We start from the raw sequence: 22,110 nt of genomic DNA, 5'->3' as shown, positions 1-22,110 counted from the left end.
ACCATGAATTTTCTTATCAATTTAGCGTTGCTTGCCCTTGTGGCCGTGGTGCTCGCGGCGTGGATCGCGTTGCCCTGGCAGGGCGTGTTGGCCCTCGTCGTGCTGTTTGCGGCCTGGATGGCCTTTACGCGCCGTGGGCAGCAGGCGGCCTCGGTGACGAGTGTTGGCATCAGTACACTCGGTCAGCGCGTCGGTTCCTCGGCCGTGATCGTGGTGGGTATTGCAGGTGTGGTCGGAGTGCTGGTGGCCCTGCTCGCGATGGGCGAGGGCTACTCGCAAACCCTGCGCAACACGGGCACTTCCGATACGGCGATTGTGATGCGTGGTTCTTCCGCGTCGGAAGTGATGTCGGTGCTGGACCACGACAGCGTGACGCTGATTCCGCAGGCACCGGGTATCGCCAAGGATGCCAAGGGTCAGCCGATCGCTTCGCCCGAACTGGTCGTCGCCGCCAACCTTCCGCTCAAGGGTGGTAAGGCGGATGACGAAGGCAGCGTGCAGGTGCGCGGCGTGAGCGAACAGGCCTGGGCGGTGCGCCCCAACGTAAAGATCATTGAAGGGCGCAACTTTCAGCCAGGCATGCGCGAGCTGATTGTGGGCAAGGGTGCTGCGAAGCAGTTCGCGGGGCTGGAGCCGGGACGCACCATCCGGCTGGGCAGTGAGCAATGGCAGGTGGTGGGCGTGTTCTCCTCCGGTGATGCGATGGACTCGGAAGTATGGGGCGATGCGTCCGCAGTGGCCGATACCTACCGCCGCGGCAGCAGCCGTGCCTCGGTCGTCGTGCGGCTGACTGACCCGAAAGCCTACGACGCGTTCAAGGCAGAACTGGATGGCAACCCGCAACTGAAGGTGGATGTCAGCACCACCCTCGACTACTTCGCCAAGCAGTCCGAAGGCATGAGCAAGGTGATCAGGGGCATCGGCATCACCGTCGGCCTGATCATGGCGATCGGCGCCATGTTTGGTGCGCTCAACACCATGTTCGCTGCGGTAGCCGCGCGTGCTCGCGAAATCGCCACGTTGCGAGCCATCGGTTTTCGCGGACTACCCGTCGTGGTGGCGGTGATGCTGGAGACCATGCTGCTGGCGCTGATTGGCGGCGTCATAGGAGGGCTGCTTGCGTGGCTGCTGTTCAATGGCTACAGCGCATCCACGCTCGCCGCAGGCACGGTCGGCAAGTTGAGCTTTGAACTGAAGGTCACGCCGGCGTTGCTGTGGACTGGGCTGAAGTGGGCGCTGGCCATTGGCTTCATTGGTGGCCTGTTCCCGGCCATGCGCGCGGCGCGACTGCCGGTGACTACGGCATTGCGCGAGTTGTGAGTCGCGGTGGGGCGCGGCATGGCCGCGCCCCAGTCGCGCACAGGGTTTCCCCCGTCCTATGGCATCACCGGCGGTACGTAGTTCAGCGTAAGGCCAAGCGCCCACAACAAGCCCAACACCAGCGGCACATGCACCAACAGCTGCATGAAGGTGAAACCCACCATGTCGCGCGCTTTCAAGCCCAGCACGCCGAGCAGCGGCAGCATCCAGAACGGGTTGATGAGATTGGGCAACGCTTCGGCGGCGTTGTACACCTGCACGGCCCAACCCAGGTGCACATGCAAGTCGTTGGCCGCATGCATCACATACGGCGCTTCCACCAGCCATTTGCCGCCGCCCGACGGTACGAAGAAGCCAAGCACCGACGAATAGATTCCCATCACCAGCGGGAAGGTATCGGTGGTGGCGATATGCACAAACAAGCCCGATAACCGATGTGAAAGTGTCACATCACCGAACCCTGGCGCATGAGTGAGCAGCGAGGCTATGCCGCCATACAACGGAAACTGGATAAGCACGCCTGCCGTGCCCGGCACCGCGCGTGACACCGCGTTGAGGAAGCTGCGTGGCCGCCAGTGCAGCAACAGACCGATCGTGAGGAAAAGGAAGTTGTAGGTATTGAGGTTGGCGATGGCCACCACGACCGGCTTGGTGGTGAACTCGTAGCCCAGCCAGCCGAAGCCGAGCAGGCTGATCACTATCGATAGCAGTGGGCTGTATTCCAGCCATTCGCCGGGGCGCTGGCGTGGAGGTAACGCCGGCGTGGCTGTTTCTGTCACGCCAAAATCGGAGGCGGTGCGTGCGCGCTGATCCGAAGGGGAGGTCAGCCAGCAAATCACCAGCGAGACGATGATCAGTACGGCGGTAAGCGCCACCGACTGCCACAGAAAGATGGTCTCGGAGAAAGGCAGAATGCCGGTGATATTGAGCAAGCCCGGCGGCATGCTCTTGGGATTGGCCTGCAGTTGTGCGGCGGACGAAGAGAGTCCCATCGCCCACACCGCACCAAGACCCAGATACGCCGCGGCGCCAGCCGCGCGATAGTCCATGCGCAGATCCTCGCGACGGGCCAGTGCGCGAACGAGCAAACCACCAAACACCAGCGAGAAGCCCCAGGAGAGCAGCGAAGCAAGCATGCTCACCAGACCGACGTAGCAGATCGCGCCGCGACCTGTTGTCGGAGCGCGCGCCAGCCATTCGATAAAGCGCGCCACCACCGGCGCCGTGGCGACAACGTAGCCGCCGATCACCACAAAGGCCATCTGCATGGTGAAGGGAATCAGGCTCCAGAAGCCGTCGCCGAAGGCGTTCACGGCCACCGTGGGCGTGGCGCCAAAAGCGAGTGCGGCGGCCGCCACGATCACAACGCCAAGTGCCGCAAACACCCATGCATCGGGAAACCACTTTTCCGACCACGCCGCGCAGCGCAGGGCAGCGCGAGCCATCAGACCTTCGTTCGCATCGTTCATGGGATTCCCCCGATCCAGGATCGGGCCCATGGTGAGCGCGTGGTGGTTATCGCGGCAAGATGCGGTAGTTAGTGAGCGCGTTTCTGCCGGGCCAGCGCAATGGCACCCACGCCTAGCAGGATGATCGCCATGCCGGCGATGTCATACGGCCCCACGCTTTCGCCCACCAGCAGCACGCCGAACAGGACAGCGACAGGCGGGTTCACATAGGCGTAGCTCGTCGCCAGCGCGGGACGCGCGTGCTTGAGCACGTAGAGGAATGCACTGAACGCGATAATCGAGCCGAACAGGCCGAGATAGACCACTGCCGCCGTAGCGCGCATCGTGGGGTGCTCTGGCAACCGTTCGCCGGTGGCAAAGCCCACCAGCAGCAGCGCCACGCTGGCGCACAACATCTGCGCGGCGGTGTTCATGGGGCCGGCCGGCATGTCCTGGCGGCGGCTCCAGGTGGCGCCGAACGCCCAGCTTGCAGCCGCGATCAGCAGCGCGATGGCGCCGATGCGCGAGCCTGAAAGGCTGCTGCCCAAGTTGAGCACGATCACGCCGGCGAAACCGATGACCAGTCCCACGGTTTCGTTTCGCGACGGCCATTCCCCGTACATGCCGGAGAACATGGCCGCAAACAGCGGCATGCTGGCCACGGCAACGGCGGCAATGCCGGAGCTCACGTGTTGTTCTGCAAAGCACACCAGTCCGTTGCCGAAGCCGAGCAACAGGACGCCGGTGATGGCCGCATTGCGCCATTGACGCGGCGTCGGTCCGGCCACTCCGCGCATACGCAGAAATCCGAACAACAGGATACCGGCACCAAGAAAACGTAATCCCGCCAGCAAGAAGGGTGGGTAGCTTTCCAGCGCGTAGCGGATGCCGAGATAAGTCGACCCCCAGATGATGTACAGCGCAAACAGCGATAGCGGCACCATCACGCGGGTGTCGGCAACAGGGGCAGGCGCCGCGGAAACGGCGGATGTCGAAGCAGAGTCGTTCATGGCAGGGAGCGCTGTAGGAGCATCGCGGGGTCGATGCTCGTCATAGTTTACCGCGAGCCTGACAATAAACCGGATGTTGCAGAGGCAGTAGCGAGGCCTCTGCAAGGCAGTCTTGAGACGCGCTCAAGTCTTGAGCATCCCTAGGCGGCGACGGGCTGCTTTCGGTGCTCCGCGCCATGGCGCTGTTCGCTGGCCAGCAGTTCGCGTTTGCGTTCCACGCCCCAGCGCCAGCCGCCCAGCGAGCCATCCTCCCGCACAATGCGATGGCACGGCACGATCAGAGCCAGCCGGTTGTTGCCGCAGGCGTTACCGATGGCCCGGGCGGCCTTGGGCATGCCGAGCTCGGCAGCCAGTTCGCCATAGCTCTTGGTGACGCCGCTGGGGATGCGGGTGAGCGCATTCCAGACGCGCCATTGAAACGCTGTGGCGGCGACATCCAGAGGCGGCAGATCGGGCGCATCGGCGTCGCTCCAGCCGAGCTCGCCGGCGATACGAGCGATGACCGCATCCAGCCACTCTTCACGTCCCGCGTCGACACGCTCACGCGAAGCATGCGGGAATTCATCGGCGAGGCGGGCTTCGAGTTCAGGGTCGGTATCGCCCAGCGTGACTGAGCAGATGCCGCGCGTGGTGGTAGCGACCAGCAGTCGACCCAGCGTCGTCCCCGTCGTGGTGAAACGGATGCTCGCACCGGCACCGCCGGCCCGATAGCTGGCCGGCGTCATGCCCAGCAGGCGATCGCTGTGCTCGTAAACGCGGCTGCCGGAACCGAAGCCGGCGTCGTACACCGCGTCAGTCACGGCGGCGCCCTTGCGCAGCGCGGTCTTCAGCTGGCCGAAACGGCGTGCCCGGTGATACTCGGAGGGACTCATCCCGTAGCGGCGCCGAAAGGCGCGCTGCAGGTGACTTGGGCTCAATTGGGCCTCATCGGCCAGCGCCTGCAGCGTGGGAGCCTCGTCGGTACGCTCCAGCAGCAGCCGGATCTGTTCCAGGGTGGATTCGGTGGTGTGGCGGGCATTCATGGGCGGCATCCGTGAAGCGATGGGCTCAGCCTAGTGCTGCCCCCTGACCATGACCATCCGGATCTTGCGCCGCCGTAGGCGGCGCTGGGTTGTGCTCAGCGCGCGGCGTGGCGCGTCTGCTGCAGCACCACGAATTCGCCGTCGATGACTTCCGGCTGATGTGCATGGCGGCCGGCCGGGGACATCGTGGCGCGCTTACGCGACCAGTGGCGCAGCGCGAACACCAGTGTGCCGCCGACCAGCAGCACGCCGGCCACGACCAGACCGAACACCATCAGCACGCCGACCACGGCCAGTCCCACGAGCAGGGACAGGGCACGAATCAGCGGATGGCGGGAACGACGCGGCATGGGCAGCGAAAAACGCATGTGTTAAAAATCCGTGTGGTAAAATCAACGACTTACGTGCGTAACGATGGGGCCTTAGAGCCCAAGAGGCAAGTGCCACTATGGATACAGCAACTCCCGACCAGGCGCTTTGCCGGCTGGACGATATTCCCGATGGCGGCGCGATTGCCGTCGATGCCGTTCTGCGTGACGGCGAAGAAAGCGTGATTGTGCTGCGCCGCGATAACGCGGTGCGCGCCTACCTCAACATTTGCCCTCATGCCGGTCGACGGCTCGACTGGGCGCCGGGCAAGTTCCTCATCAAAGACAACCTGCTGATTTGCGCGGCCCATGGGGCCTCGTTCAATGACAGCGACGGCCTGTGCGTCGGCGGCCCCTGCCGGGGTGAGCACCTGCGCGCGGTGGGCGTGCGGGTCGCCGAGGACGAAGTCTGGTTGGACGACTGAGGCAGCTCAGCGGTACATCAGATTGATCACCACCAGCGTGAGCACCAGCACCATGCCGGTAAGCGGCAGGCCAACGCGCAGGAAATCCTTGCCGCGATAGCCACCGGGGCCGGCCACCATCATGAGCGCTGGATGACCCGAGCTGAGCAGAAAGGTGTTGGATGACGACACCGCCACGATCAGCGCATACGCCGACGGGTTGCCGCCGGTGGCTACGGCCACGCTGATGGCAATGGGCACCATCATCACGGTGGCGCCCACATTCGACATCACCTGCGAGAACAGCAGCGTGAGCACGGCAAGCGACAGCTGCAGAACCCAGTGGGAGGTGTGGCCAAGGTGCTGCAGCACCACCTGCGCGATCCATGCGGCGGCGCCGGTGGCGTCCATCGACCAGCCCAGCGGAATCAGGCAGGCGGTGACGAAGATGGTCTTCCAGTTGATTGCCTTATAGGCCTCGTCCATGTTCAGCACGCCGGTCAGCAGCATGCCGATGGCGCCGGTCATCATCGCCACCGACAGGTCGAGGTGGGTGAACAACGCCAGACACTTGGCCAGCAGGAAGAAACCGACGGCCTGCCAGATTTTGCCGGGGCGTTGCTCTTCCTTTGGAATGTCGGTGACGACGACAAGGTCCTTGTCTTCGGTGGCCAGCCCCAGATCGCGCCAGCTGGAATGCAACACCAGCGTGTCGCCCGCGCGCAGGCTCACCGAGCGCACGTCGTCGCGATACACCTGATCGCCGCGGTTCACCGCCAGCACCGAAATGCCATAGCGCTTGCGCAAACGCAGATCGCCCACGGTCTGCTTGAGGAAGCGTGAGCTGGGCGGAATCACCGCTTCGGAAATGCCCGCGCGCGTCGGGTTGAACAGCTCACCCAGCTGGCGCATGCGCGGCGACAGTTTGCACAGCTGGTTGTTGGCGAAATGGCTCAATTGTTCGCGCGGCCCGAGCACACCCAGCACCGAGCCCACCCAGATCACGTGATCAGCAGGCGGTGCCATGCGGGCGTCGTTGCCACTCTTGATGGCAAGAATCAGCGGCGCGCCGTAGAGCTGTTCCACTTCGCCGATGCTCATGCCCACCAGCGGGCTTTCCGCGGTCACGGTGAGTTCTGCCGTTTCGCCGACAATGCCGTAGGTGTCCGCGAAATAGCTCTCGGTGCGGCCTGGGGTAACTTTCAGGCGCTCATCTTCGCGCTCGGGTAACAGCTTCTTGCCAAAGAAGTAGAAAAAGCCCACACCCGCCAGCGCCAGCACGAGACCCACGGGCGTCACGCTGAATAGTCCGAACTTCGGAATCGTGTGCGCACCCGCCGGCAGGTTGGCATTGGCGCTGGCCACCAGGTCGTTGAGCACGATGAGCGGCGAATTCGCGATCAGCGTGGTGTTGGTCGCGGTGAGAATGCAGAACGCCATCGGCAACAGCAGCCGGGAGATCGGCACGCCGGTACGTGCGGCCAGTCGGCTGGTGACCGGAATCATCAATGCAGCCAGCGCCTGGCTGGGAATCACCGCGCTGAACAGGCTGGTGACCAGGTTGATGACCACACCGAGCCGCGACTCGACGCCACGCGCCATGCGCATCACGAAGTTGGCGGTCAGACTGAGTACGCCAGCGCGATCCAGCCCGGCGCCCATGATCATGATCGCGATAATGGCGATGACGGCGTTACCGGCAAAGCCGTTGAACACGCGATCGGAGGGGATAAGGCCCGTGAGGCCGATCACCACCACCACCAGCAACGCCACCATGTCGGCGCGGATCCACTCCAGCACCAGCATCAGCATGGTGAAGCCCACCAGCCCGAGCACCAGGATCATTTCGGGGGTGAGCGACAGACCCACTAGCGCACGTCCCCTTGCCGGGCGTTCTGGCGATGGATGTGAATGGGCAGTGGAAGCTTCACGCTGCGATGACTCGTCCCTGTTTGAGTCGGGAGTATAAGCGGGTCATGACGCGGGCTGGTGAACCGTTTCCACACTGTGGAACGCGCAGCTCAGTTCCCTCTCCCCGGCGGGGAGAGGGTTGGGGTAAGGGGCGGGTGCTCGCGGCGAGGTTGCCTGTAGCGAGCTTGCTTAGCCGATCTGAAGTTGCCGCGAGGAGGCCAGCGTGCTCCTCACACCTTGCGATAAAGCAGATCCCACACACCGTGCCCAAGCTTCAGGCCGCGCCGCTCGAAGTGCGTCTCGGTGCGCCACTCAGGCTTTTCCGCGTACTGGCCGGGTCCGACGTAGTTGCGCCAATCGGGAGCAGCCTCCATCACCTCAAGCATGTGCTCGGCGTAGGGCTGCCAGTCGGTGGCCAGGTGCAGCAGTCCGTTGGGCGCCATGCGTGAAGCGAGCAGTGCGACGAACGCCGGCTGGATAATGCGGCGCTTGTTGTGGCGCTTCTTGTGCCACGGGTCGGGGAACCAGATCCGTGCCTCGGCCAGCGTGCCCGGAGGAACTTCGTGCTCCAGCACTTCCACCGCGTCGTGCTTATAGAGACGCACATTGCCAGCGTCGCGCGCCGCCAGCGCGTTCATCAGTCGGCCGACGCCGGGGCCATGCACTTCCACGCCAATGAAGTCGCGGGCGAGATCGTGCTCGCTCGCCCACGCCAACGCCTCTCCGTTGCCAAAGCCAATCTCCAGCACCAGTGGCGCTGTGCGGCCGAAGTGAGCGCCAAACTGCTGCGGGGAGCCGCTGTAATCGATACCGAAGCGGGCCCAGTGATCGTCGAAGGCGCGCTGCTGCGCAGGCGTCATGCGGCCTTCACGCAGCACAAAACTGCGGATGCGGCGCATGAAATGCGGGTGTTCGGCGCCTTCGTGTTCGCCGTGGTTGTCGTGCTCGTCGCTCATGACGTCAGCCGATGGTGCCGTCGATCGGGCTGGATGCCGAGGCGAAACGCTTGCGCGGAATGCGGCCCGCCTTGAACGCGGCGCGGCCGGCCTGGATAGCCAGCTTCATGGCGTGGGCCATCAGCACCGGATCTTTGGCGCCGGCGATGGCGGTGTTCATCAGTACGCCGTCGCAGCCCAGCTCCATCGCAATGGCGGCGTCCGATGCGGTACCCACGCCGGCGTCGACGATGATCGGCACCTTGGCGTTCTCGATGATCTCAAGCAGGTTGTAACGGTTCTGGATGCCCAGGCCCGATCCGATCGGCGCCGCCAGCGGCATCACCGCTACGCAACCGATCTCTTCCAGGCGCTTGGCCAGGATCGGATCGTCGCTGGTGTAGACCATCACGTCGAAACCGTCGGCCACCAGCGTTTCAGCAGCCTTGAGCGTTTCCACCACGTCGGGGAACAGCGTGCGCTGGTCGCCCAGCACTTCCAGCTTCACCAGCTTGTGGCCGTCCAGCAGTTCGCGCGCGAGCTTGCAGGTCCGCACCGCGTCGACGGCGTTGTAGCAGCCGGCGGTGTTAGGCAGCAGGGTGAATTCGTCAGGGGGCAGCGCATCGAGCAGGTTGGGCTGGCTGGCGTCCTGGCCGATGTTTACGCGGCGAATGGCCAGGGTGACGATCTCGGCGCCAGCGGCCTGGGTGGCCCGGCGCGTTTCGTCGAAATCCTTGTACTTGCCTGTGCCCGTAAGCAGGCGCGAGCCGAAGCTCTTGCCGGCGATGACGAGCGGATCGGTGGAATCGAACGTCTTGGTATTCATCGTGATGTCTTCAGTCTGCAGGCGACGCCATGGAGCGCCGCGTGAAAGCGGATGCCGGGGCGATCAGCCGCCGCCGATCGCATGGACTATCTCTACCTGGTCACCTTCGGTCAGCGCGTGGCTGGCGTGCAGGCTGCGCGGAACAATCTCGTGATTCACTTCCACTGCGACGCGGCGTTGGCCATAACCGGCCTCCTCGAGCAGTTGGGTGACGGTCGTGGCGGGGGCGCAGTCGCGCGGACTGCCATTGAGCGTGATGTGCATCCGCCCATTGTACCGGCTGATGGCCCCGGTGCCCTGTTTCCGGACAGAAAAAGGCCCGGCATGGCCGGGCCTTTTGGGCGGTGAGGCCTTGCCGGGCCTCAGTTGTGCTGCTCGTTCTTTTGAGGCGGTGGTGCCTTGTGGTCGTCGTGGCCCGACTGCTGCGGGTGCTGCTGGGGCTGGGGTTGCGGCGGCTGGTAACCGCGCGGTGGCTCGTAGCCGCGCTGCTGCTGGGCCTGGCGCTGCTGCATTTCCTGTTGCTGCGCCTGGCGCTGTTGCATCTCCTGCTGTTGCATGGCCTGCCGTTGCTGCATCTCCTGGCGCTGTTGCTGGGCCTGTTGCTGCTGCATAGCCTGACGCTGTGACTCCTCGCGCTGCTGCATCTCCTGCCGTTGCTGCATCTGCTGTTGCTGCACCTGGCGCTGCTGCATTTGCTGTTCCTGCGCCTGCCGCTGCTGCATCTCCTGCTGTTGCGCGGCCTGACGTTGCATCGCGTTGTCGCGCTGAAACCGCTCCTCGTTGTCCTGGTTCGCCGCCTGGCGCGGCGCCTGCTGCGGTTGCGCCGGTTCGAAGCGGGGAACATTGGGCAGTGCGCCCTGCTGCTGGCCCCGTGCCCGATCAGATTCGGCATTGGGGATGTAGCTCACGCCCGGTCGTGGCTGGTTGTTGTTGGGGGCCGGACGCTGCTGGGGCTCGGCATACGGACGCGCAAAACGGGCGGAGGGCAGTTCGCCCGGTCGCATGGCAGGCTGTTGGTTCTCCGAACGCACGTAAGGGCGCTGCGCTTCTGCGGGGGCGCCATTGCGCATCGACGGCGCTTGCTGCATCGCCGGAGCACCAGCCTGCCGTTCCGGAGAGGCCGTGCGCATAGCAGGGCCCGAACCATTCAGCATGCGCACGTTGGCCGGCGCCTGCGCTTGCGCCGCCCGCGGCATGCCGGCCGGGTTGGGATTGCGGTTGGCAAACGCTGCAGCCGGTGCCGTGCGAGCGACGACTTCGCGCTGGAATCCGCCAGCGGGCAGGGCGCGGGCGGACGCGGCGCGCGGCGGGGCAAAACTGGTGCGCGACGGCTGCATGTCGATGCCTCGCGGCATCACCGGGGCAGCGGCAAACCGTTGCGGATCGACTGACACCATGTGCCGCTGCGCGTTGCGGGCGGCCGCGAAATCCTGGCCCGACATTGCGGTAAAGGCGTGCGGCACCTCACGGTTGGCCCAGCGCTCATTCGGCACCGGCCGGCCCGCGCGGAAGTAGTTGTACTGGTTGTTGATGTTGTTGATCACCACGTTGCGGTCGTTGTGCACGTAGATGTTGGTGACGTTGACGTTGGTGTAGTAGTTGCGGCTGGCGCGATACCACGGGTTGTAAACCTCGCGCGGGCCAAGCGGGAACCAGCCGACCGGCCCCCGGCCGATGCCCACCGACACGTTGAAGCCGGCGCCACCCACGAAGGCCACCAGGGCCGGTGCATACACCGGACGCACGGCGACAGGACCCGGCACCCAGCACCAGCGATCCCGTACGTGGGCCCAACGGCCGTAGTGATAAGGCGCGAAGCCCCACGGGGAATCGTCCACCCAGGTCCAGCCCCAGGGGCCAACGTAGGCCCAATGGCCGTTGCGGTACGGGGCCCAGTCCACCGCTACGTTCGCCGGGTACCAGACCTGGCCGTAATCCGGGTCACTTTGCCAGCTGCCGTACTGATCGAGGTCCTGATAACCCACGACCTCGTCGGAGACGTATTGCCGCGAAACCGGGCGTTCATAACGTTGGTCGCGGCTATTGCACCACGCGTCGAAGTCGTCGCCGCCATCGGTGTCACTGACCGTCACGTTGTTGAGTGACGAGTCGGGGAACTCATAGCTGCGCCCCGCGGCTAGCTGGCGCTGGGCGCCGCCTTCGCCATACACCGTGGCACGGCCATTGATATCGATAACGCGCGTCGACTTGCCGTCATCGCTGATGTCGACGCGGTAGGTGCCGGGTTGATCCACTACCAGCGCCACGTTGGGCGTGTCGATCTCGTAGCTCTGGCCTTCGGCCAGTCCACGCACGGACAGATTCAACGTGCCCTTGGTGACCTCGACCTGGGCCATCTGGTCGTTGAGGGTCAGGAAGCCGAAGTCGGAATCGTCAGCGATGCGCAGGGTGCCGCCGCCGATTTCCAGTTCAGCCCGCGCCCCGTCGCCGGTCGACAGGCGATCGCCGGTGGTCAGCGGCCGGTTGAGGCTGGCATCCCCCCAGTTCTTCTCGCCGGCGGGCAGCAGGCCCACGTCACCGGTGCGGTAAGACAGGCGCGCGGCGCGCGAGGGTGGGTCGCCCGCACCGCTATCGTCAGGTGGTGGCTGGGTTTGCGCCTGTGTGATGCCGGTGGCGCAGATAAACAGGGCGGCCGCCATCCATCGCCGGACGCGCGGCGACAGTAGGGAGGCAGAAAGCACACGCATCGGATTCTCCGGAGCAGGGCGCGGTGGCCGTCGCGCGAAACGCTGTCGTCATCCGTAAAAACGCTTCATGAGGCATCGGCGCCGACGGCCCATTATGCGGATGAGGGATCCGGCGCCTGCAATAACCCGCGGTGCTTGAACGCGAGCGTGATTCAGCCGGCCGCCATGTATGGTTTAACCGGTGTTGGGTTCCAAAATCCGGCAATCCCGGGTTACCATCGCCGGGCGTTGCGGGTGTAGCTCAATGGTAGAGCTGTAGCTTCCCAAGCTACTGACGAGGGTTCGATTCCCTTCACCCGCTCCACTCCCCACCCCACCGAGCTTTTTCACGTAACCCAGCACTATGGCGGATGTGATCACCCTCGGCTGGCGGGAACGGCTGGCGTTGCCGACGCTCGGTATTCCGTTACTCAAGGCCAAACTCGACACTGGCGCGCGCAGCAGTTCGCTGCACGTGGACGCGCTGGAGCACTTCGAACGCGATGGTGAAACCTGGTTGCGCTTCGCCGTGAACGTGGGCGGCCGCCATCGCGTGGCCGTGGTTTGCGAGTCACGGGCGCTTGATCGGCGAGCGGTGACGGATACGGGTGGCCGTCGCACCATGCGGTGGTTCATACGTACTGAGGTATGTCTGGCGGGTGATCGTTTTGAGGTCGACATCAATCTGACCGATCGGCGCCACATGCTGTTTCCTATGCTATTGGGCCGCACGGCGCTGCAGGGGCGGTTCGCTGTGGATCCCGCGCTTTCCTATTCACAGCCCCGTCCGGTGATGGCGGGCAACATGGGTGTTTCATGAAGATCGCTATTCTTTCGCGCAACACCCGGCTCTACTCGACGCAGCGTCTGGTCGACGTGGCCCGTGATCGCGGCCATGTGGTGCGCGTGCTTGACCCGCTGCGCTGCTATGTCCGCATCGCGCCCGGCAACATGTCGTTGCGTTACAAGGGCAAGGCCATCAAGGGCATCGACGCGGTGATTCCACGCATCGGTGTCACCAGTACGTTCTATGGCACGGCGGTGCTGCGTCAGCTGGAAATGATGGGTGTGTACACGCCCAACTCCTCCGATGCGGTACTGCGTGCTCGCGACAAGCTGCGTTGTCTGCAGATGCTCGCCGCCAAGGGGCTGGATATGCCTGCGACGGTGTTCGGTGACAATCCGGACGACACCGCTGACGTGCTGGGCATGCTTGGCGATCCGCCGCATGTGATCAAACTCAATGAAGGCAGCCAGGGCACTGGCGTCGTGCTGGCGGAAAAGAAAAGCGCGTCGCAAAGCGTGATTGAAGCGTTTCGCGGCCTCTACGCCAACTTTCTGGTGCAGGAGTTCATCGCCGAAGCCAAGGGCAGCGACCTTCGTTGTTTCGTGGTGGGCAAGAAGGTTGTCGCGGCCATGCAGCGGGATGCCAGCCCGGGCGAATTTCGCGCCAATCTGCATCGCGGTGGCACGGCTCAGGCCGCCACACTCAGCGCCGAGGAGCGCCGTATTGCAGTGCAGGCGGCCTCGGCTCTTGGGCTCGGCGTCGCCGGCGTGGACATGCTGCGCTCCAGGCGCGGTCCGTTGATTCTCGAGGTCAATGCATCGCCGGGCCTTGAGGGTATCGAGGCAGCCACTGGCGTGGATGTGGCGGCGGCCATTATTCGGTTACTGGAAACGGAATCTCGCCAACCCGCAGCGCCGGTGCGTGGCCGCGCGCAGAAGACCAATTAGGCCGTTTGGCATTTTGACCCCGAAACGTCTTGTGCCTAGCATCCGGCGTTCCTGCAAGGTGTATCCCGAGGGGGGATGCAGCAGGTTGGGAGGCAAGGATGAAGAGCAAGCACTGGCTGCCGTTGTTGGCAGCGATGTTGATGGTGTCGCAAGTGGCGACCGTCGTTGCGAAGGAAGCCAAGCCTGACGTCAAGGCTGATACCAAGGACGAATTCGCCGTTGTGGCCGATCACGTTCGCGAGCAGATGGCGCCAGGCGGGCGGTTTGAATCGGTCGATAAGAAACAGCAGGCGACGGTCAATCGCGACTTGAGCACGATGCAGTCGCTCTACGACCGATTCGGTACCGTCGATGCGATGGACCAGACGACGAAGGTTGAGCTCTACAACAACCAGTCCGAAGTCAACGCGATCCTGACCCACAATGATGGTGATCGTGAAGTCTGCGAGCAGGTCAAGCCGATGGGGACCAACATTCCCAAGACCGTGTGCCGCACTCAGCGTCAGATCAACATGGAAGCCGACCAATCCAAGGCATTTCTCGAGAACCACTCGACGAGAGTTCAGGGTGTGGGATCGAAAGAGAAGGGCGGGTAATGAGTTAAGAGGCGGCCACTGCAGTTGATGCGGTGGCCGCCGTTATTCGGTTACTTGAAACGGAATTTCATCAACTGGCACCGCAAGGGTGCCGCCGCGTGCAGAAGGTCGAATAGTCCGAATGGCATTTTGACCGCGAAAATCCTTGAGCCTAGCATCGGGCGCTCCTGCAGGGAGCATCCCGAGGGGGGATGCAGCAGGCTGGGAGGCATAAGGATGAAGTGCAAACGCTGGCTGCCGTTATTGGCAGCGATGTTGATGGTGTCGCAGGTGGCGACCGTCGTTGCAAAGGAAGCCGCGCCTGACGTCAAGGCCGATACCAAAGATCAGTTCACCGCAGTGGCGGATCACGTTCGCCAGCAGATGGTACCGGGTGGGCGGTTTGAATCCGTCGACAAGAATCAGCAGGTAACGGTCAATCGCGACCTGAGCACTATGCAGTCGCTATTCGACAGATTCGGCACCGTCGATGCGATGGACCAGACGACGAAGGTTGAGCTCTACAACAACCAGTCGGAAGTCAACGCGATCCTGACTCACCATGATGGTGATCGTGAAGTCTGCGAGCAGGTCAAGCCGATGGGGTCCAATATTTCCAAGACGATGTGCCGCACTCAGCGTCAAATCAATGCGGAAGAGGACCAAACCAAAGATTACCTCGAGGACCACTCGGTGAGAGTTCAGGGGGTAGGAAAGTCGAAGATTCCCGGCAAGGAATAAGTGACGAGGCGGCCGCCGCTGTTGATGCGGTGGCCGCCATGGTTGGTTGCTTGATGCAGAATCCCATTAGCCGGCGCCGCAAGGGCGCCGTTGCCTGCAGAAGGTCGATGGGTCCGATTGGCATTTTTGACCTCGAAACGGGTTGCGCCTAGGATCGGGCGTTCCTGCAGGGCGCGTCCCGTGGGGGGATGCAGCAGGTTGGGAGGCAAGGGATGAAGTGCAAGCGCTGGCTGCCGTTGTTGGCAGCGATGGCGATGGTGTTGCAGGTGGCTACCGTCGTTGCAAAGGAAGCCAAGCCTGACGTCAAGGCTGATACCAAGGATCAGTTCGCCGCTGTGGCCGATCACGTTCGCCAGCAAATGGCGCCGGGTGGGCGGTTCGATTCCGTGGACAAGAACCAGCAGGCGACGGTCAATCGCGACCTGAGCAATATGCAGTCGCTCTACGACAGGTTTGGCACCGTCGATGCGATGGATCAGGCGACCAAGGTTGAGCTCTACAACAACCAATCCGAAGTCAACGCGATTCTGACTCGCCATGACGCAGACCGTGAAATTTGCGAGCAGGTCAAGCCGATGGGATCCAATATTCCCAAGACGGTATGCCGTACGCAGCGCCAGCTCACCGAAGACAGCGGTCAGGCGCAGGATTTCCTGCGTAGCAAGCAACAGGTTCAGAACGGCAGGGGCCCTGGAAATTGAGAGCTCAGGGATTAACGCCGAAGTGAGTACCGGTTAACCACCGTGTAACCGCGGCGCCCCTATAAAGGCTCCACTGCAATTTGCTTGGCACTTCCCGCAAGGTATGGTGACAGCAGATTTCGGTATCGGGGCAGTAGCTTGGGCCCAGGCAAAGCGACGCTAAGTCGGGCTGCCTGGGCTTTTTTCTTGCCCATCGTGCATCCCGTTCAGCTTTGTGCTCGCCGGGAGCCCCTTTCCCCGGCGCAGCTTGTTAAGCTTGCCGCCACGGCCGGCCCCTATGCCGGCTGCGTATGGAGGACGCATGCGCGTACTGGTGATCGAAGACAACAGCGATATCGCGACCAACATCGGCGATTATCTGGAAGACCGCGGCCATGTGGTCGATTTTGCCGGCGATGGCGTGACCGGCCTGCATCTGGCGGTGGTGCATGACTTCGACGTGATCGTGCTGGACCTGACCCTCCCGGGCATGGATGGCCTGGATGTCGCGCGCAAGCTGCGGCACGAGGCCCACAAGCAGACGCCCATCCTGATGCTGACGGCGCGCGATGCGTTGGAGCAGAAGCTCACGGGCTTTGAGTCGGGCGCGGACGATTACATGACCAAGCCCTTCGCGCTGCAGGAGCTGGCGGCACGCCTGGAAGTGCTGGCCCGACGTGGCAAGGGGCCCCAGAGCCGCGTGCTCAAGGTGGGCGATCTCACCTACAACCTCGACACGCTCACCGTGACCCGCGAAGGTAAGTCGATCCAGCTCAACCCCATCGGCCTGAAACTGTTGCAGGCGCTGATGGAGGCGAGCCCGTCGGTGGTGACGCGACAGGATCTGGAACAGCGCGTGTGGGGCGAAGAGCTGCCGGACAGCGATTCGCTGCGCGTGCACATCCATGGTTTGCGCGCCGCGATCGATAAGCCGTTCGACAAGCCGCTGATCCACACGCGGCACGGCATTGGATATCGGATGGTCGAACCGGATGCAGTCCAGGCGTAAGCTCAGGTATCGCCTGGTCGTCTCCTTCGCGCTGTTCGGTTTCGGCCTCAGCGCGTTGTTTGCATTTGCGGCCCTCAACATCCGCAGCAGAGTGGAAGATCAGCTGGTCAACGCCAGCCTGATGGATGACGCACGCTGGGCCAATCAACAGGCACACGATCACCCCGGTGCGCCGAGCGGATCCCGCTTGCTCACCGGCACCGTGCTGAGCGATCGCACGCTCTACAAGGCACCGTTGTCCTGGCAGAACCTGGACAATGGGGTGCACGACATCTACGAAACCGATCAGGAAGGCCAGCGGCATCACTACAAGCTGGCGGTGTTTCGTGAGAACGGCATCATCAGCTTCCTGCGCTACGACGTGTCGCGCGAAGAACTAGGCAAGCAGCAGCTGCTGATCAGCGTGATCGGCGCGGTGTTCCTGTTCGGGTTGCTGTCCTTGGTGCTGGGCCTGTGGCTTTCGCGCAAGGTGCTCAAGCCGGTAAGCGATCTGGCGCGACGCCTGCGCGATTTCCGCAAGAACGGCAAAGCCGAACCGCTGGCTCCGCATTTTGCCGACGACGAAGTGGGCGAGCTGGCGTTGGCGTTGGATGAGTATTCGCAGCGGCTCACCGCGATGGTGGAGCGTGACCGCGAATTCAACTCCGACGTGAGCCACGAGCTGCGCACGCCGCTGGCCGTGATTTCCAGCACCACCGAATTGCTGCAGGGGTCGCCCGATCTCACTGACAAGTTGCGCGAGCGCCTGAAGCGCATCGAGCGCGCCTCGCGTCAGGCGACGGAGCTGATCGAAGCGCTGCTGTTGCTGTCCCGTGCGGAGCGTCGCGGCCCCACGCGTGGCGAGACCACGGAAGTGGCGAAGGTGGCGTCTGACGTCATCGAGAGCCAGCGTCCCCAGATGCGCGACAAGCCGCTGGGCATCGAACTGCTGGTCAGGCAGCCGGTGAGCGTGAATGCGCCTGCCTCGGTCTTGTCGGTGGCGTTGACCAACCTCATTGGCAACGCCATCAAGTACACGCTCGAAGGCACGGTGACGGTGGAGGTGAGCGACAAGCGCATCGACATCATCGATACCGGGCCGGGCATCAAGCCGGAAGATGCGGAACGTTTGTTCCAGCGTGGCGTGCGTGGCGAGGGTGCGGGTGGCAGCGGCGCCGGCCTGGGTCTGGCCATCGTTCGCCGACTCTGCGAACTCTATGGCTGGGAGGTGTCGATGCGTCCGCGTTCCGATACCAATGGCGCGATCGCCAGCATCGTCTTCGCCTGAAGTGACTTCGTAAAACGGACAGCGGGGCCTGAGCCCCGCTGTCTTTTTGTTTCTGCGCTCAGAGCGGCTCCAGCCAGCCCCACTGGTCGTTGGTCTTGCCGTTGAACAGACCGAAGAACAGTTCCTGCAGGCGGCGCGTGACACGGCCAGCCTTGCCGCTGCCGATCTTCTTGCCGTCAACCGCACGGATTGGCGTGATTTCCGCCGCCGTGCCGCACATCAGCAGCTCATCGCACAGATAGAGGTACTCGCGCGGAATGTCGCGCTCAACCACTTCAATGCCGTCTTCACGGGCCAGCGTCTTGATCGTGTCGCGCGTGATGCCGGTAAGGATGGAAGCGCTGGCCGGCGTCGTGTGCAGCACACCATCGAATACCAGGAACAGGTTCTCGCCTGCGCCCTCGCTGAGCAAACCGCTGGAGGCCATGGCGATGCCCTCGCCAAAACCCAGGCGGCGCGCTTCGCGGGCGATCAGCTGACCGGAAAGATAGTTGCCGCCCGCTTTGGCGCCGGCGGGAATGGTGTTGGGCGCGAAACGCTGCCAGCTCGAAACACACGCTTCGATGCCGTTTTCCAGTGCTTCGGGGCCGAGGTACGGACCCATCGGCCATGCGGCCACGGCGACATCGATCGGGGTTTCCGCGGAAAGGCCGAAGCCACCGAGACCGCGATAAGCCACCGGTCGCAGATAAGCGGCGGTGAGACCATTGCGGCGCACCACTTCGCGGCATGCGGCGGCAAGCTCGTCCTGCGTGTACGGCACGGCCATATCGTAAATTTTGGCAGACTGATACAGACGCTTCAGGTGGTCCGTCAGGCGGAAGATCGCTGCTCCATCAGGAGTGGCGTAGCTGCGAATACCCTCGAAAACCGACGAACCATAGTGCAGCGCATGCGCCATCACGTGGGTCGTTGCTTCCTGCCAGGGCTTGATGGCTCCGTTCTGCCAGATCCAGTCGGGGTACTGCTGCGCCATATCGATTCTCCGGGGACAAAATCGCGTCATGATAACCCGGCAGGCGCTGGACCGGCCTCACCGACTTTCACGGCGTAGCGCGTCGCTCGCCGGGAGGCGAATGGGGTGTCAGCCTGAGTTGCGCAGCCAGAGGCAGCCGGACCGCCGCACGACGTTGAAATGGGTTTCGCGGGCAGCGCCGCTGCCGTCGTCGGCGACGGTTCGTACCACGATGCGCGGGTTGGCGGTGGCGCGGGGCGGTGGGGTTCCTGCGTCGCCCGGGGACGAAGAAGCCGAGGGCGGGTCGCCGGTATCTTCCCCAACGTCCAGCAGGGTCTGTCGCATCAGGGCGCTCATGGAGCGGATATCAGCCACCACCGCGTCATGCCCGTAGCCACCCCAAAGCATCAGGCCCGCGAGCCGATTGGGGTTACGGCTGGCAAAGGCGTCCAACACACTCTGGCGAAGTTCCGCGACGCTCGATGCGCACAACACCGGAGGCGGCTCCGTCACCGTTGGCGTCTGCAGGTTTGGCGACGGTTCGCTGGGGGCGGCTACTGGGGTGGCTTGCAGCGCCGCGCAGGGTTGATCGGTAAACAGCGGATTGCCATCGGGGCCGACGCAACGATGAATACCATCCTGAGCCAGGGCGCTCGCGGAACAGAGAAGCAGTATCAGCAGCAGGGCGAATCGTTGAATCATGAGGCGAGCTTACGCTCGCCCGTGATACTTAACCGTGCAGCCGGTCGAGTATCGCCCGAGTCGCCTTGGCGCGGTTCAACGTATAGAAATGCAGGCCAGGCGCGCCGCCGTCCAGCAATCGGCGGCAAAGCTGCGCCACCACATCAGCACCCAGCTGGCGGATAGCCGCGGCGTCGTCACCATGGGCCTGCATGCGCTTGACGATCCAGCGCGGGATCTCGGCGCCGCACCCATCGGAGAAGCGCTTGAGCTGAGAAAAATTCGAGATCGGCATGATGCCGGGCACGATCGGCACATTCACACCCAGGCGTTGCGCATCGTCTACGAAACGAAAGTACGCATCCGCGTTGAAGAAGTACTGGGTGATGGCGCCATTGGCGCCCGCATCCACCTTGGCCTTGAAATGACGCAGATCGGCCAGAGCGTCGTCGGCTTGCGGATGGGTTTCCGGGTAAGCGGCGACTTCGATATGGAAGTGGTCGCCCGAATGTTCACGGATAAAGCGAACCAGCTCGGCCGCATAGCGGAAGTCGCCGGGCGTTGCCATACCTGAAGGGAGATCACCGCGCAGCGCCACGATGCGCCGATAGCCAGCGGCCCGATAGCTATCCAGCAGCTCGGCCAGCTCGGCCCTCGTGCCGCCCACGCACGACAGGTGGGGCGCCACATTGAGCCCATGCCTGGTATGCAGGTGGTGAACCGTTTCGCCGGTATAGCTGAGCGTGGAACCGCCCGCGCCGAAAGTGACTGACACATATTCGGGCGACAGCGACTTGAGCTGGGTCGCCGCTTGGTCGAGCTGCGCGCGCTGCTCGTCGGTCTTGGGCGGAAAGAACTCGAAGCTGATGGACGGCATCTCAACGGTCCCTGAGTTAGCGATGAGGACAGTATATATCTCTTTTTCGCGATATAGAGATATCTAGACGCCACCCCTGCCCAGGACACCGTCTCAGTCTTGACCTGCGACAAACCGCGCCCGGTTGCCATTGATATAGATCAATCGTGTTTTCCGGAGTGCCCACCAAACTTTTGGCGTTTAGTCATGGCAAGGAGTGGGCCTCATGGTGGGCGTCGAGGGGAGTTACAACGACAAGGTCGTAAGGCAATTCGCCGTTATGACCGTGGTCTGGGGTGTGGTCGGCATGCTGGTCGGCGTTTTCATCGCCGCGCAGCTGTATTGGCCCGCCCTTGGTTTCGATGTGCCGTGGCTCAGCTACGGCCGTCTTCGTCCGCTGCACACCAATGCGGTGATTTTCGCGTTCGGCGGTTCGGCGCTATTTGCCACCAGCCTCTACACGGTTCAGCGCACCTGCCATGTACGGCTGTTGTCGGACAAGCTGGCGTCATTCGTGTTCTGGGGGTGGCAGCTGGTGATCGTCGCGGCGGCCATCACCTTGCCGATGGGATACACGCAGGGCAAGGAGTATGCCGAGCTTGAGTGGCCCATCGATATCCTCATCACTATCGTGTGGGTTGCCTACGCGGTGGTGTTCTTCGGCACCATCGCCAAGCGCAAGGTCAAGCACATCTACGTCGCCAACTGGTTCTATGGCGCGTACATCATCACCATTGCGCTGCTGCATATCGTCAACAACCTCGCCATCCCGGCGGGTGCGTTCAAGTCGTACTCGGTGTACTCGGGTGCGGTCGACGCCATGGTGCAGTGGTGGTACGGGCATAACGCCGTGGGCTTTTTCCTGACCACCGCCTTCCTCGGCATGATGTATTACTTCGTGCCCAAGCAAGCCGGCCGCCCCATTTACTCCTACCGTCTGTCGATCGTGCACTTCTGGGCACTGATCGCGGTGTACATGTGGGCGGGTCCGCATCACCTGCAATACACGGCGCTGCCCGACTGGGCCCAGTCACTGGGCATGGTGTTTTCGCTGGTGCTGCTGGCGCCGTCGTGGGGTGGTGCAATCAACGGCATCCTTACCCTGTCGGGCGTCTGGTACAAGCTGCGCACCGATCCGATTCTGAAGTTCCTCATCGTCTCGCTCTCGTTCTACATGATGAGCACGTTTGAGGGGCCGATGATGTCCATCAAGACGGTCAACTCACTCAGCCACTACACCGACTGGACCATTGGCCACGTACATGCGGGCGCCATCGGCTGGGTCGCGATGATCTCCATCGGCTCCATCTACGCGATGCTGCCGCGCCTGCTTGGCCTGCCGAAGATGTACTCGATCAAGCTGATCGACACGCACTTCTGGCTGCACACGATTGGCGTGGTCGTCTATATCGCGTCCATGTGGATTGCAGGTGTCACCCAGGGCCTGATGTGGCGCGCCACCGATCCCGAAAACGGGACGCTCGTCTACTCGTTCGTCGAGGCGCTCAACGCCACCAAGCCCTACTACCTGTTCCGTCTCGGCGGCGGCCTGATCGTGCTGGCCGGCATGCTTGTGATGGGATGGAACGTGTTCAAGACGTTCCGCTTGGCCGCTGCCAGCACGGCACCTCAACCCGTGCTGCCGCCCAACGCAGCCGACGCCCGTGCCTGAGGGAACAGA

At 63.3% G+C, this 22,110-nt stretch carries 22 protein-coding genes and 1 tRNA gene; 11 read left to right on the top strand and 12 right to left on the bottom strand.

Annotated elements, in window-relative coordinates; all coding sequences use genetic code 11:
* Positions 1-3 precede the first annotated feature (3 nt).
* Entirely contained in the window at positions 4-1,320 is a 1,317-nt protein-coding gene (locus tag OQE56_RS11965) for an ABC transporter permease (RefSeq protein ID WP_267224579.1), read from the top strand.
* A 56-nt stretch (positions 1,321-1,376) separates the two neighbouring features.
* Here OQE56_RS11965 and OQE56_RS11960 read toward each other — a convergent pair whose 3' ends face one another.
* The 4 genes from OQE56_RS11960 to OQE56_RS11945 form a co-directional block, all read right to left on the bottom strand.
* Positions 1,377-2,765, bottom strand: a complete 1,389-nt coding sequence (locus tag OQE56_RS11960) for a short-chain fatty acid transporter (RefSeq protein WP_267224808.1) — start codon at positions 2,763-2,765, stop codon at positions 1,377-1,379.
* Positions 2,766-2,857: 92 nt separating this feature from the next.
* Entirely contained in the window at positions 2,858-3,778 is a 921-nt protein-coding gene (yedA, locus tag OQE56_RS11955) for a drug/metabolite exporter YedA (RefSeq protein ID WP_267224578.1), read from the bottom strand.
* 140 nt (positions 3,779-3,918) lie between these two features.
* A complete protein-coding gene (locus OQE56_RS11950) occupies positions 3,919-4,800 on the bottom strand; it encodes a methylated-DNA--[protein]-cysteine S-methyltransferase (RefSeq protein WP_267224577.1) in 882 nt (293 codons plus the stop codon).
* A 95-nt stretch (positions 4,801-4,895) separates the two neighbouring features.
* Positions 4,896-5,168, bottom strand: a complete 273-nt coding sequence (locus OQE56_RS11945; protein ID WP_267224576.1) for a hypothetical protein — start codon at positions 5,166-5,168, stop codon at positions 4,896-4,898.
* A gap of 80 nt (positions 5,169-5,248) precedes the next feature.
* Here OQE56_RS11945 and OQE56_RS11940 point away from each other — a divergent pair, with 80 nt between their 5' ends.
* Positions 5,249-5,593, top strand: a complete 345-nt coding sequence (locus OQE56_RS11940) for a Rieske (2Fe-2S) protein (protein WP_267224575.1) — start codon at positions 5,249-5,251, stop codon at positions 5,591-5,593.
* A gap of 6 nt (positions 5,594-5,599) precedes the next feature.
* Here the strand turns inward: OQE56_RS11940 and OQE56_RS11935 are convergent, their stop codons facing one another.
* The 5 genes from OQE56_RS11935 to OQE56_RS11915 all read right to left on the bottom strand — a co-directional run bounded on the left by OQE56_RS11935 (position 5,600) and on the right by OQE56_RS11915 (position 11,952).
* Positions 5,600-7,417 carry an SLC13 family permease gene (locus OQE56_RS11935; RefSeq protein ID WP_267224806.1) on the bottom strand — a complete coding sequence of 606 codons (1,818 nt, stop codon included), beginning with the start codon at positions 7,415-7,417 and terminating at the stop codon, positions 5,600-5,602.
* A gap of 296 nt (positions 7,418-7,713) precedes the next feature.
* Positions 7,714-8,439 carry a tRNA (guanosine(46)-N7)-methyltransferase TrmB gene (gene trmB, locus OQE56_RS11930; RefSeq protein ID WP_267224574.1) on the bottom strand — a complete coding sequence of 242 codons (726 nt, stop codon included), beginning with the start codon at positions 8,437-8,439 and terminating at the stop codon, positions 7,714-7,716.
* Between the two features lie 4 nt (positions 8,440-8,443).
* The gene (locus tag OQE56_RS11925; RefSeq protein WP_267224573.1) at positions 8,444-9,244 is read right to left on the bottom strand and encodes a thiazole synthase; all 801 of its coding nucleotides are present in this window, start codon (positions 9,242-9,244) and stop codon (positions 8,444-8,446) included.
* A gap of 63 nt (positions 9,245-9,307) precedes the next feature.
* Positions 9,308-9,508, bottom strand: a complete 201-nt coding sequence (gene thiS / locus OQE56_RS11920; RefSeq protein ID WP_267224572.1) for a sulfur carrier protein ThiS — start codon at positions 9,506-9,508, stop codon at positions 9,308-9,310.
* Between the two features lie 98 nt (positions 9,509-9,606).
* Positions 9,607-11,952: a DUF6600 domain-containing protein gene (locus OQE56_RS11915; RefSeq protein WP_267224571.1), complete on the bottom strand. Its 2,346-nt coding sequence runs from the start codon at positions 11,950-11,952 to the stop codon at positions 9,607-9,609.
* 230 nt (positions 11,953-12,182) lie between these two features.
* Here OQE56_RS11915 and OQE56_RS11910 point away from each other — a divergent pair.
* From OQE56_RS11910 to OQE56_RS11875, 8 genes are all read left to right on the top strand, one after another.
* Positions 12,183-12,256: transfer RNA gene (locus OQE56_RS11910), tRNA-Gly, on the top strand.
* A 39-nt stretch (positions 12,257-12,295) separates the two neighbouring features.
* Positions 12,296-12,751 carry an ATP-dependent zinc protease family protein gene (locus OQE56_RS11905; protein WP_267224570.1) on the top strand — a complete coding sequence of 152 codons (456 nt, stop codon included), beginning with the start codon at positions 12,296-12,298 and terminating at the stop codon, positions 12,749-12,751.
* Entirely contained in the window at positions 12,748-13,665 is a 918-nt protein-coding gene (rimK, locus tag OQE56_RS11900; RefSeq protein WP_267224569.1) for a 30S ribosomal protein S6--L-glutamate ligase, read from the top strand. Before OQE56_RS11905 ends, rimK begins: the two co-directional genes overlap by 4 nt.
* 98 nt (positions 13,666-13,763) lie before the next feature.
* Positions 13,764-14,261 (top strand): hypothetical protein, encoded by a 498-nt coding sequence (locus OQE56_RS11895; protein ID WP_267224568.1) that lies wholly within the window; start codon positions 13,764-13,766, stop codon positions 14,259-14,261.
* A gap of 216 nt (positions 14,262-14,477) precedes the next feature.
* Positions 14,478-14,981 carry a hypothetical protein gene (locus OQE56_RS11890; RefSeq protein ID WP_267224567.1) on the top strand — a complete coding sequence of 168 codons (504 nt, stop codon included), beginning with the start codon at positions 14,478-14,480 and terminating at the stop codon, positions 14,979-14,981.
* Between the two features lie 212 nt (positions 14,982-15,193).
* Positions 15,194-15,682 carry a hypothetical protein gene (locus tag OQE56_RS11885; RefSeq protein WP_267224566.1) on the top strand — a complete coding sequence of 163 codons (489 nt, stop codon included), beginning with the start codon at positions 15,194-15,196 and terminating at the stop codon, positions 15,680-15,682.
* A gap of 301 nt (positions 15,683-15,983) precedes the next feature.
* Positions 15,984-16,670: a response regulator transcription factor gene (locus OQE56_RS11880; RefSeq protein ID WP_046972192.1), complete on the top strand. Its 687-nt coding sequence runs from the start codon at positions 15,984-15,986 to the stop codon at positions 16,668-16,670.
* The gene (locus OQE56_RS11875) at positions 16,654-17,937 is read left to right on the top strand and encodes a sensor histidine kinase (protein ID WP_267224564.1); all 1,284 of its coding nucleotides are present in this window, start codon (positions 16,654-16,656) and stop codon (positions 17,935-17,937) included. Before OQE56_RS11880 ends, OQE56_RS11875 begins: the two co-directional genes overlap by 17 nt.
* A 58-nt stretch (positions 17,938-17,995) precedes the next feature.
* Here OQE56_RS11875 and OQE56_RS11870 read toward each other — a convergent pair whose 3' ends face one another.
* The 3 genes from OQE56_RS11870 to metF form a co-directional block, all read right to left on the bottom strand.
* Positions 17,996-18,913, bottom strand: coding sequence for a branched-chain amino acid transaminase (locus OQE56_RS11870; protein ID WP_267224562.1), 918 nt, complete (start codon positions 18,911-18,913; stop codon positions 17,996-17,998).
* A gap of 108 nt (positions 18,914-19,021) precedes the next feature.
* The gene (locus OQE56_RS11865; RefSeq protein WP_267224560.1) at positions 19,022-19,594 is read right to left on the bottom strand and encodes a DUF4124 domain-containing protein; all 573 of its coding nucleotides are present in this window, start codon (positions 19,592-19,594) and stop codon (positions 19,022-19,024) included.
* Between the two features lie 28 nt (positions 19,595-19,622).
* A complete protein-coding gene (gene metF, locus OQE56_RS11860; RefSeq protein ID WP_267224557.1) occupies positions 19,623-20,450 on the bottom strand; it encodes a methylenetetrahydrofolate reductase [NAD(P)H] in 828 nt (275 codons plus the stop codon).
* Positions 20,451-20,655: 205 nt separating this feature from the next.
* On the opposite strand from metF, the gene ccoN reads away from it, so the two are divergent.
* Entirely contained in the window at positions 20,656-22,101 is a 1,446-nt protein-coding gene (gene ccoN / locus OQE56_RS11855) for a cytochrome-c oxidase, cbb3-type subunit I (protein ID WP_267224555.1), read from the top strand.
* The last annotated feature ends 9 nt before the right edge of the window (positions 22,102-22,110 follow it).

The organism is Dyella silvae, assembly GCF_026421305.1.
In the GTDB taxonomy this organism is placed as follows: Bacteria; Pseudomonadota; Gammaproteobacteria; order Xanthomonadales; family Rhodanobacteraceae; genus Dyella; species Dyella silvae.
The sequence above is the reverse complement of the archived record's forward strand: the minus strand, read 5'-3'. Positions and strand labels throughout refer to the sequence as shown.

Excerpts from the sequence above, each read along its gene's own strand:
- OQE56_RS11965 (WP_267224579.1), top strand. The coding sequence starts at position 4 with ATGAATTTTCTTATCAATTTAGCGTTGCTTGCCCTTGTGGCCGTGGTG.
- OQE56_RS11960 (WP_267224808.1), bottom strand. The coding sequence starts at position 2,765 with ATGGCTCGCGCTGCCCTGCGCTGCGCGGCGTGGTCGGAAAAGTGGTTT.
- yedA (WP_267224578.1), bottom strand. The coding sequence starts at position 3,778 with ATGAACGACTCTGCTTCGACATCCGCCGTTTCCGCGGCGCCTGCCCCT.
- OQE56_RS11950 (WP_267224577.1), bottom strand. The coding sequence starts at position 4,800 with ATGAATGCCCGCCACACCACCGAATCCACCCTGGAACAGATCCGGCTG.
- OQE56_RS11945 (WP_267224576.1), bottom strand. The coding sequence starts at position 5,168 with ATGCGTTTTTCGCTGCCCATGCCGCGTCGTTCCCGCCATCCGCTGATT.
- OQE56_RS11940 (WP_267224575.1), top strand. The coding sequence starts at position 5,249 with ATGGATACAGCAACTCCCGACCAGGCGCTTTGCCGGCTGGACGATATT.
- OQE56_RS11935 (WP_267224806.1), bottom strand. The coding sequence starts at position 7,417 with ATGATCCTGGTGCTCGGGCTGGTGGGCTTCACCATGCTGATGCTGGTG.
- trmB (WP_267224574.1), bottom strand. The coding sequence starts at position 8,439 with ATGAGCGACGAGCACGACAACCACGGCGAACACGAAGGCGCCGAACAC.
- OQE56_RS11925 (WP_267224573.1), bottom strand. The coding sequence starts at position 9,244 with ATGAATACCAAGACGTTCGATTCCACCGATCCGCTCGTCATCGCCGGC.
- thiS (WP_267224572.1), bottom strand. The coding sequence starts at position 9,508 with ATGCACATCACGCTCAATGGCAGTCCGCGCGACTGCGCCCCCGCCACG.
- OQE56_RS11915 (WP_267224571.1), bottom strand. The coding sequence starts at position 11,952 with ATGCGTGTGCTTTCTGCCTCCCTACTGTCGCCGCGCGTCCGGCGATGG.
- OQE56_RS11905 (WP_267224570.1), top strand. The coding sequence starts at position 12,296 with ATGGCGGATGTGATCACCCTCGGCTGGCGGGAACGGCTGGCGTTGCCG.
- rimK (WP_267224569.1), top strand. The coding sequence starts at position 12,748 with ATGAAGATCGCTATTCTTTCGCGCAACACCCGGCTCTACTCGACGCAG.
- OQE56_RS11895 (WP_267224568.1), top strand. The coding sequence starts at position 13,764 with ATGAAGAGCAAGCACTGGCTGCCGTTGTTGGCAGCGATGTTGATGGTG.
- OQE56_RS11890 (WP_267224567.1), top strand. The coding sequence starts at position 14,478 with ATGAAGTGCAAACGCTGGCTGCCGTTATTGGCAGCGATGTTGATGGTG.
- OQE56_RS11885 (WP_267224566.1), top strand. The coding sequence starts at position 15,194 with ATGAAGTGCAAGCGCTGGCTGCCGTTGTTGGCAGCGATGGCGATGGTG.
- OQE56_RS11880 (WP_046972192.1), top strand. The coding sequence starts at position 15,984 with ATGCGCGTACTGGTGATCGAAGACAACAGCGATATCGCGACCAACATC.
- OQE56_RS11875 (WP_267224564.1), top strand. The coding sequence starts at position 16,654 with ATGCAGTCCAGGCGTAAGCTCAGGTATCGCCTGGTCGTCTCCTTCGCG.
- OQE56_RS11870 (WP_267224562.1), bottom strand. The coding sequence starts at position 18,913 with ATGGCGCAGCAGTACCCCGACTGGATCTGGCAGAACGGAGCCATCAAG.
- OQE56_RS11865 (WP_267224560.1), bottom strand. The coding sequence starts at position 19,594 with ATGATTCAACGATTCGCCCTGCTGCTGATACTGCTTCTCTGTTCCGCG.
- metF (WP_267224557.1), bottom strand. The coding sequence starts at position 20,450 with ATGCCGTCCATCAGCTTCGAGTTCTTTCCGCCCAAGACCGACGAGCAG.
- ccoN (WP_267224555.1), top strand. The coding sequence starts at position 20,656 with ATGGTGGGCGTCGAGGGGAGTTACAACGACAAGGTCGTAAGGCAATTC.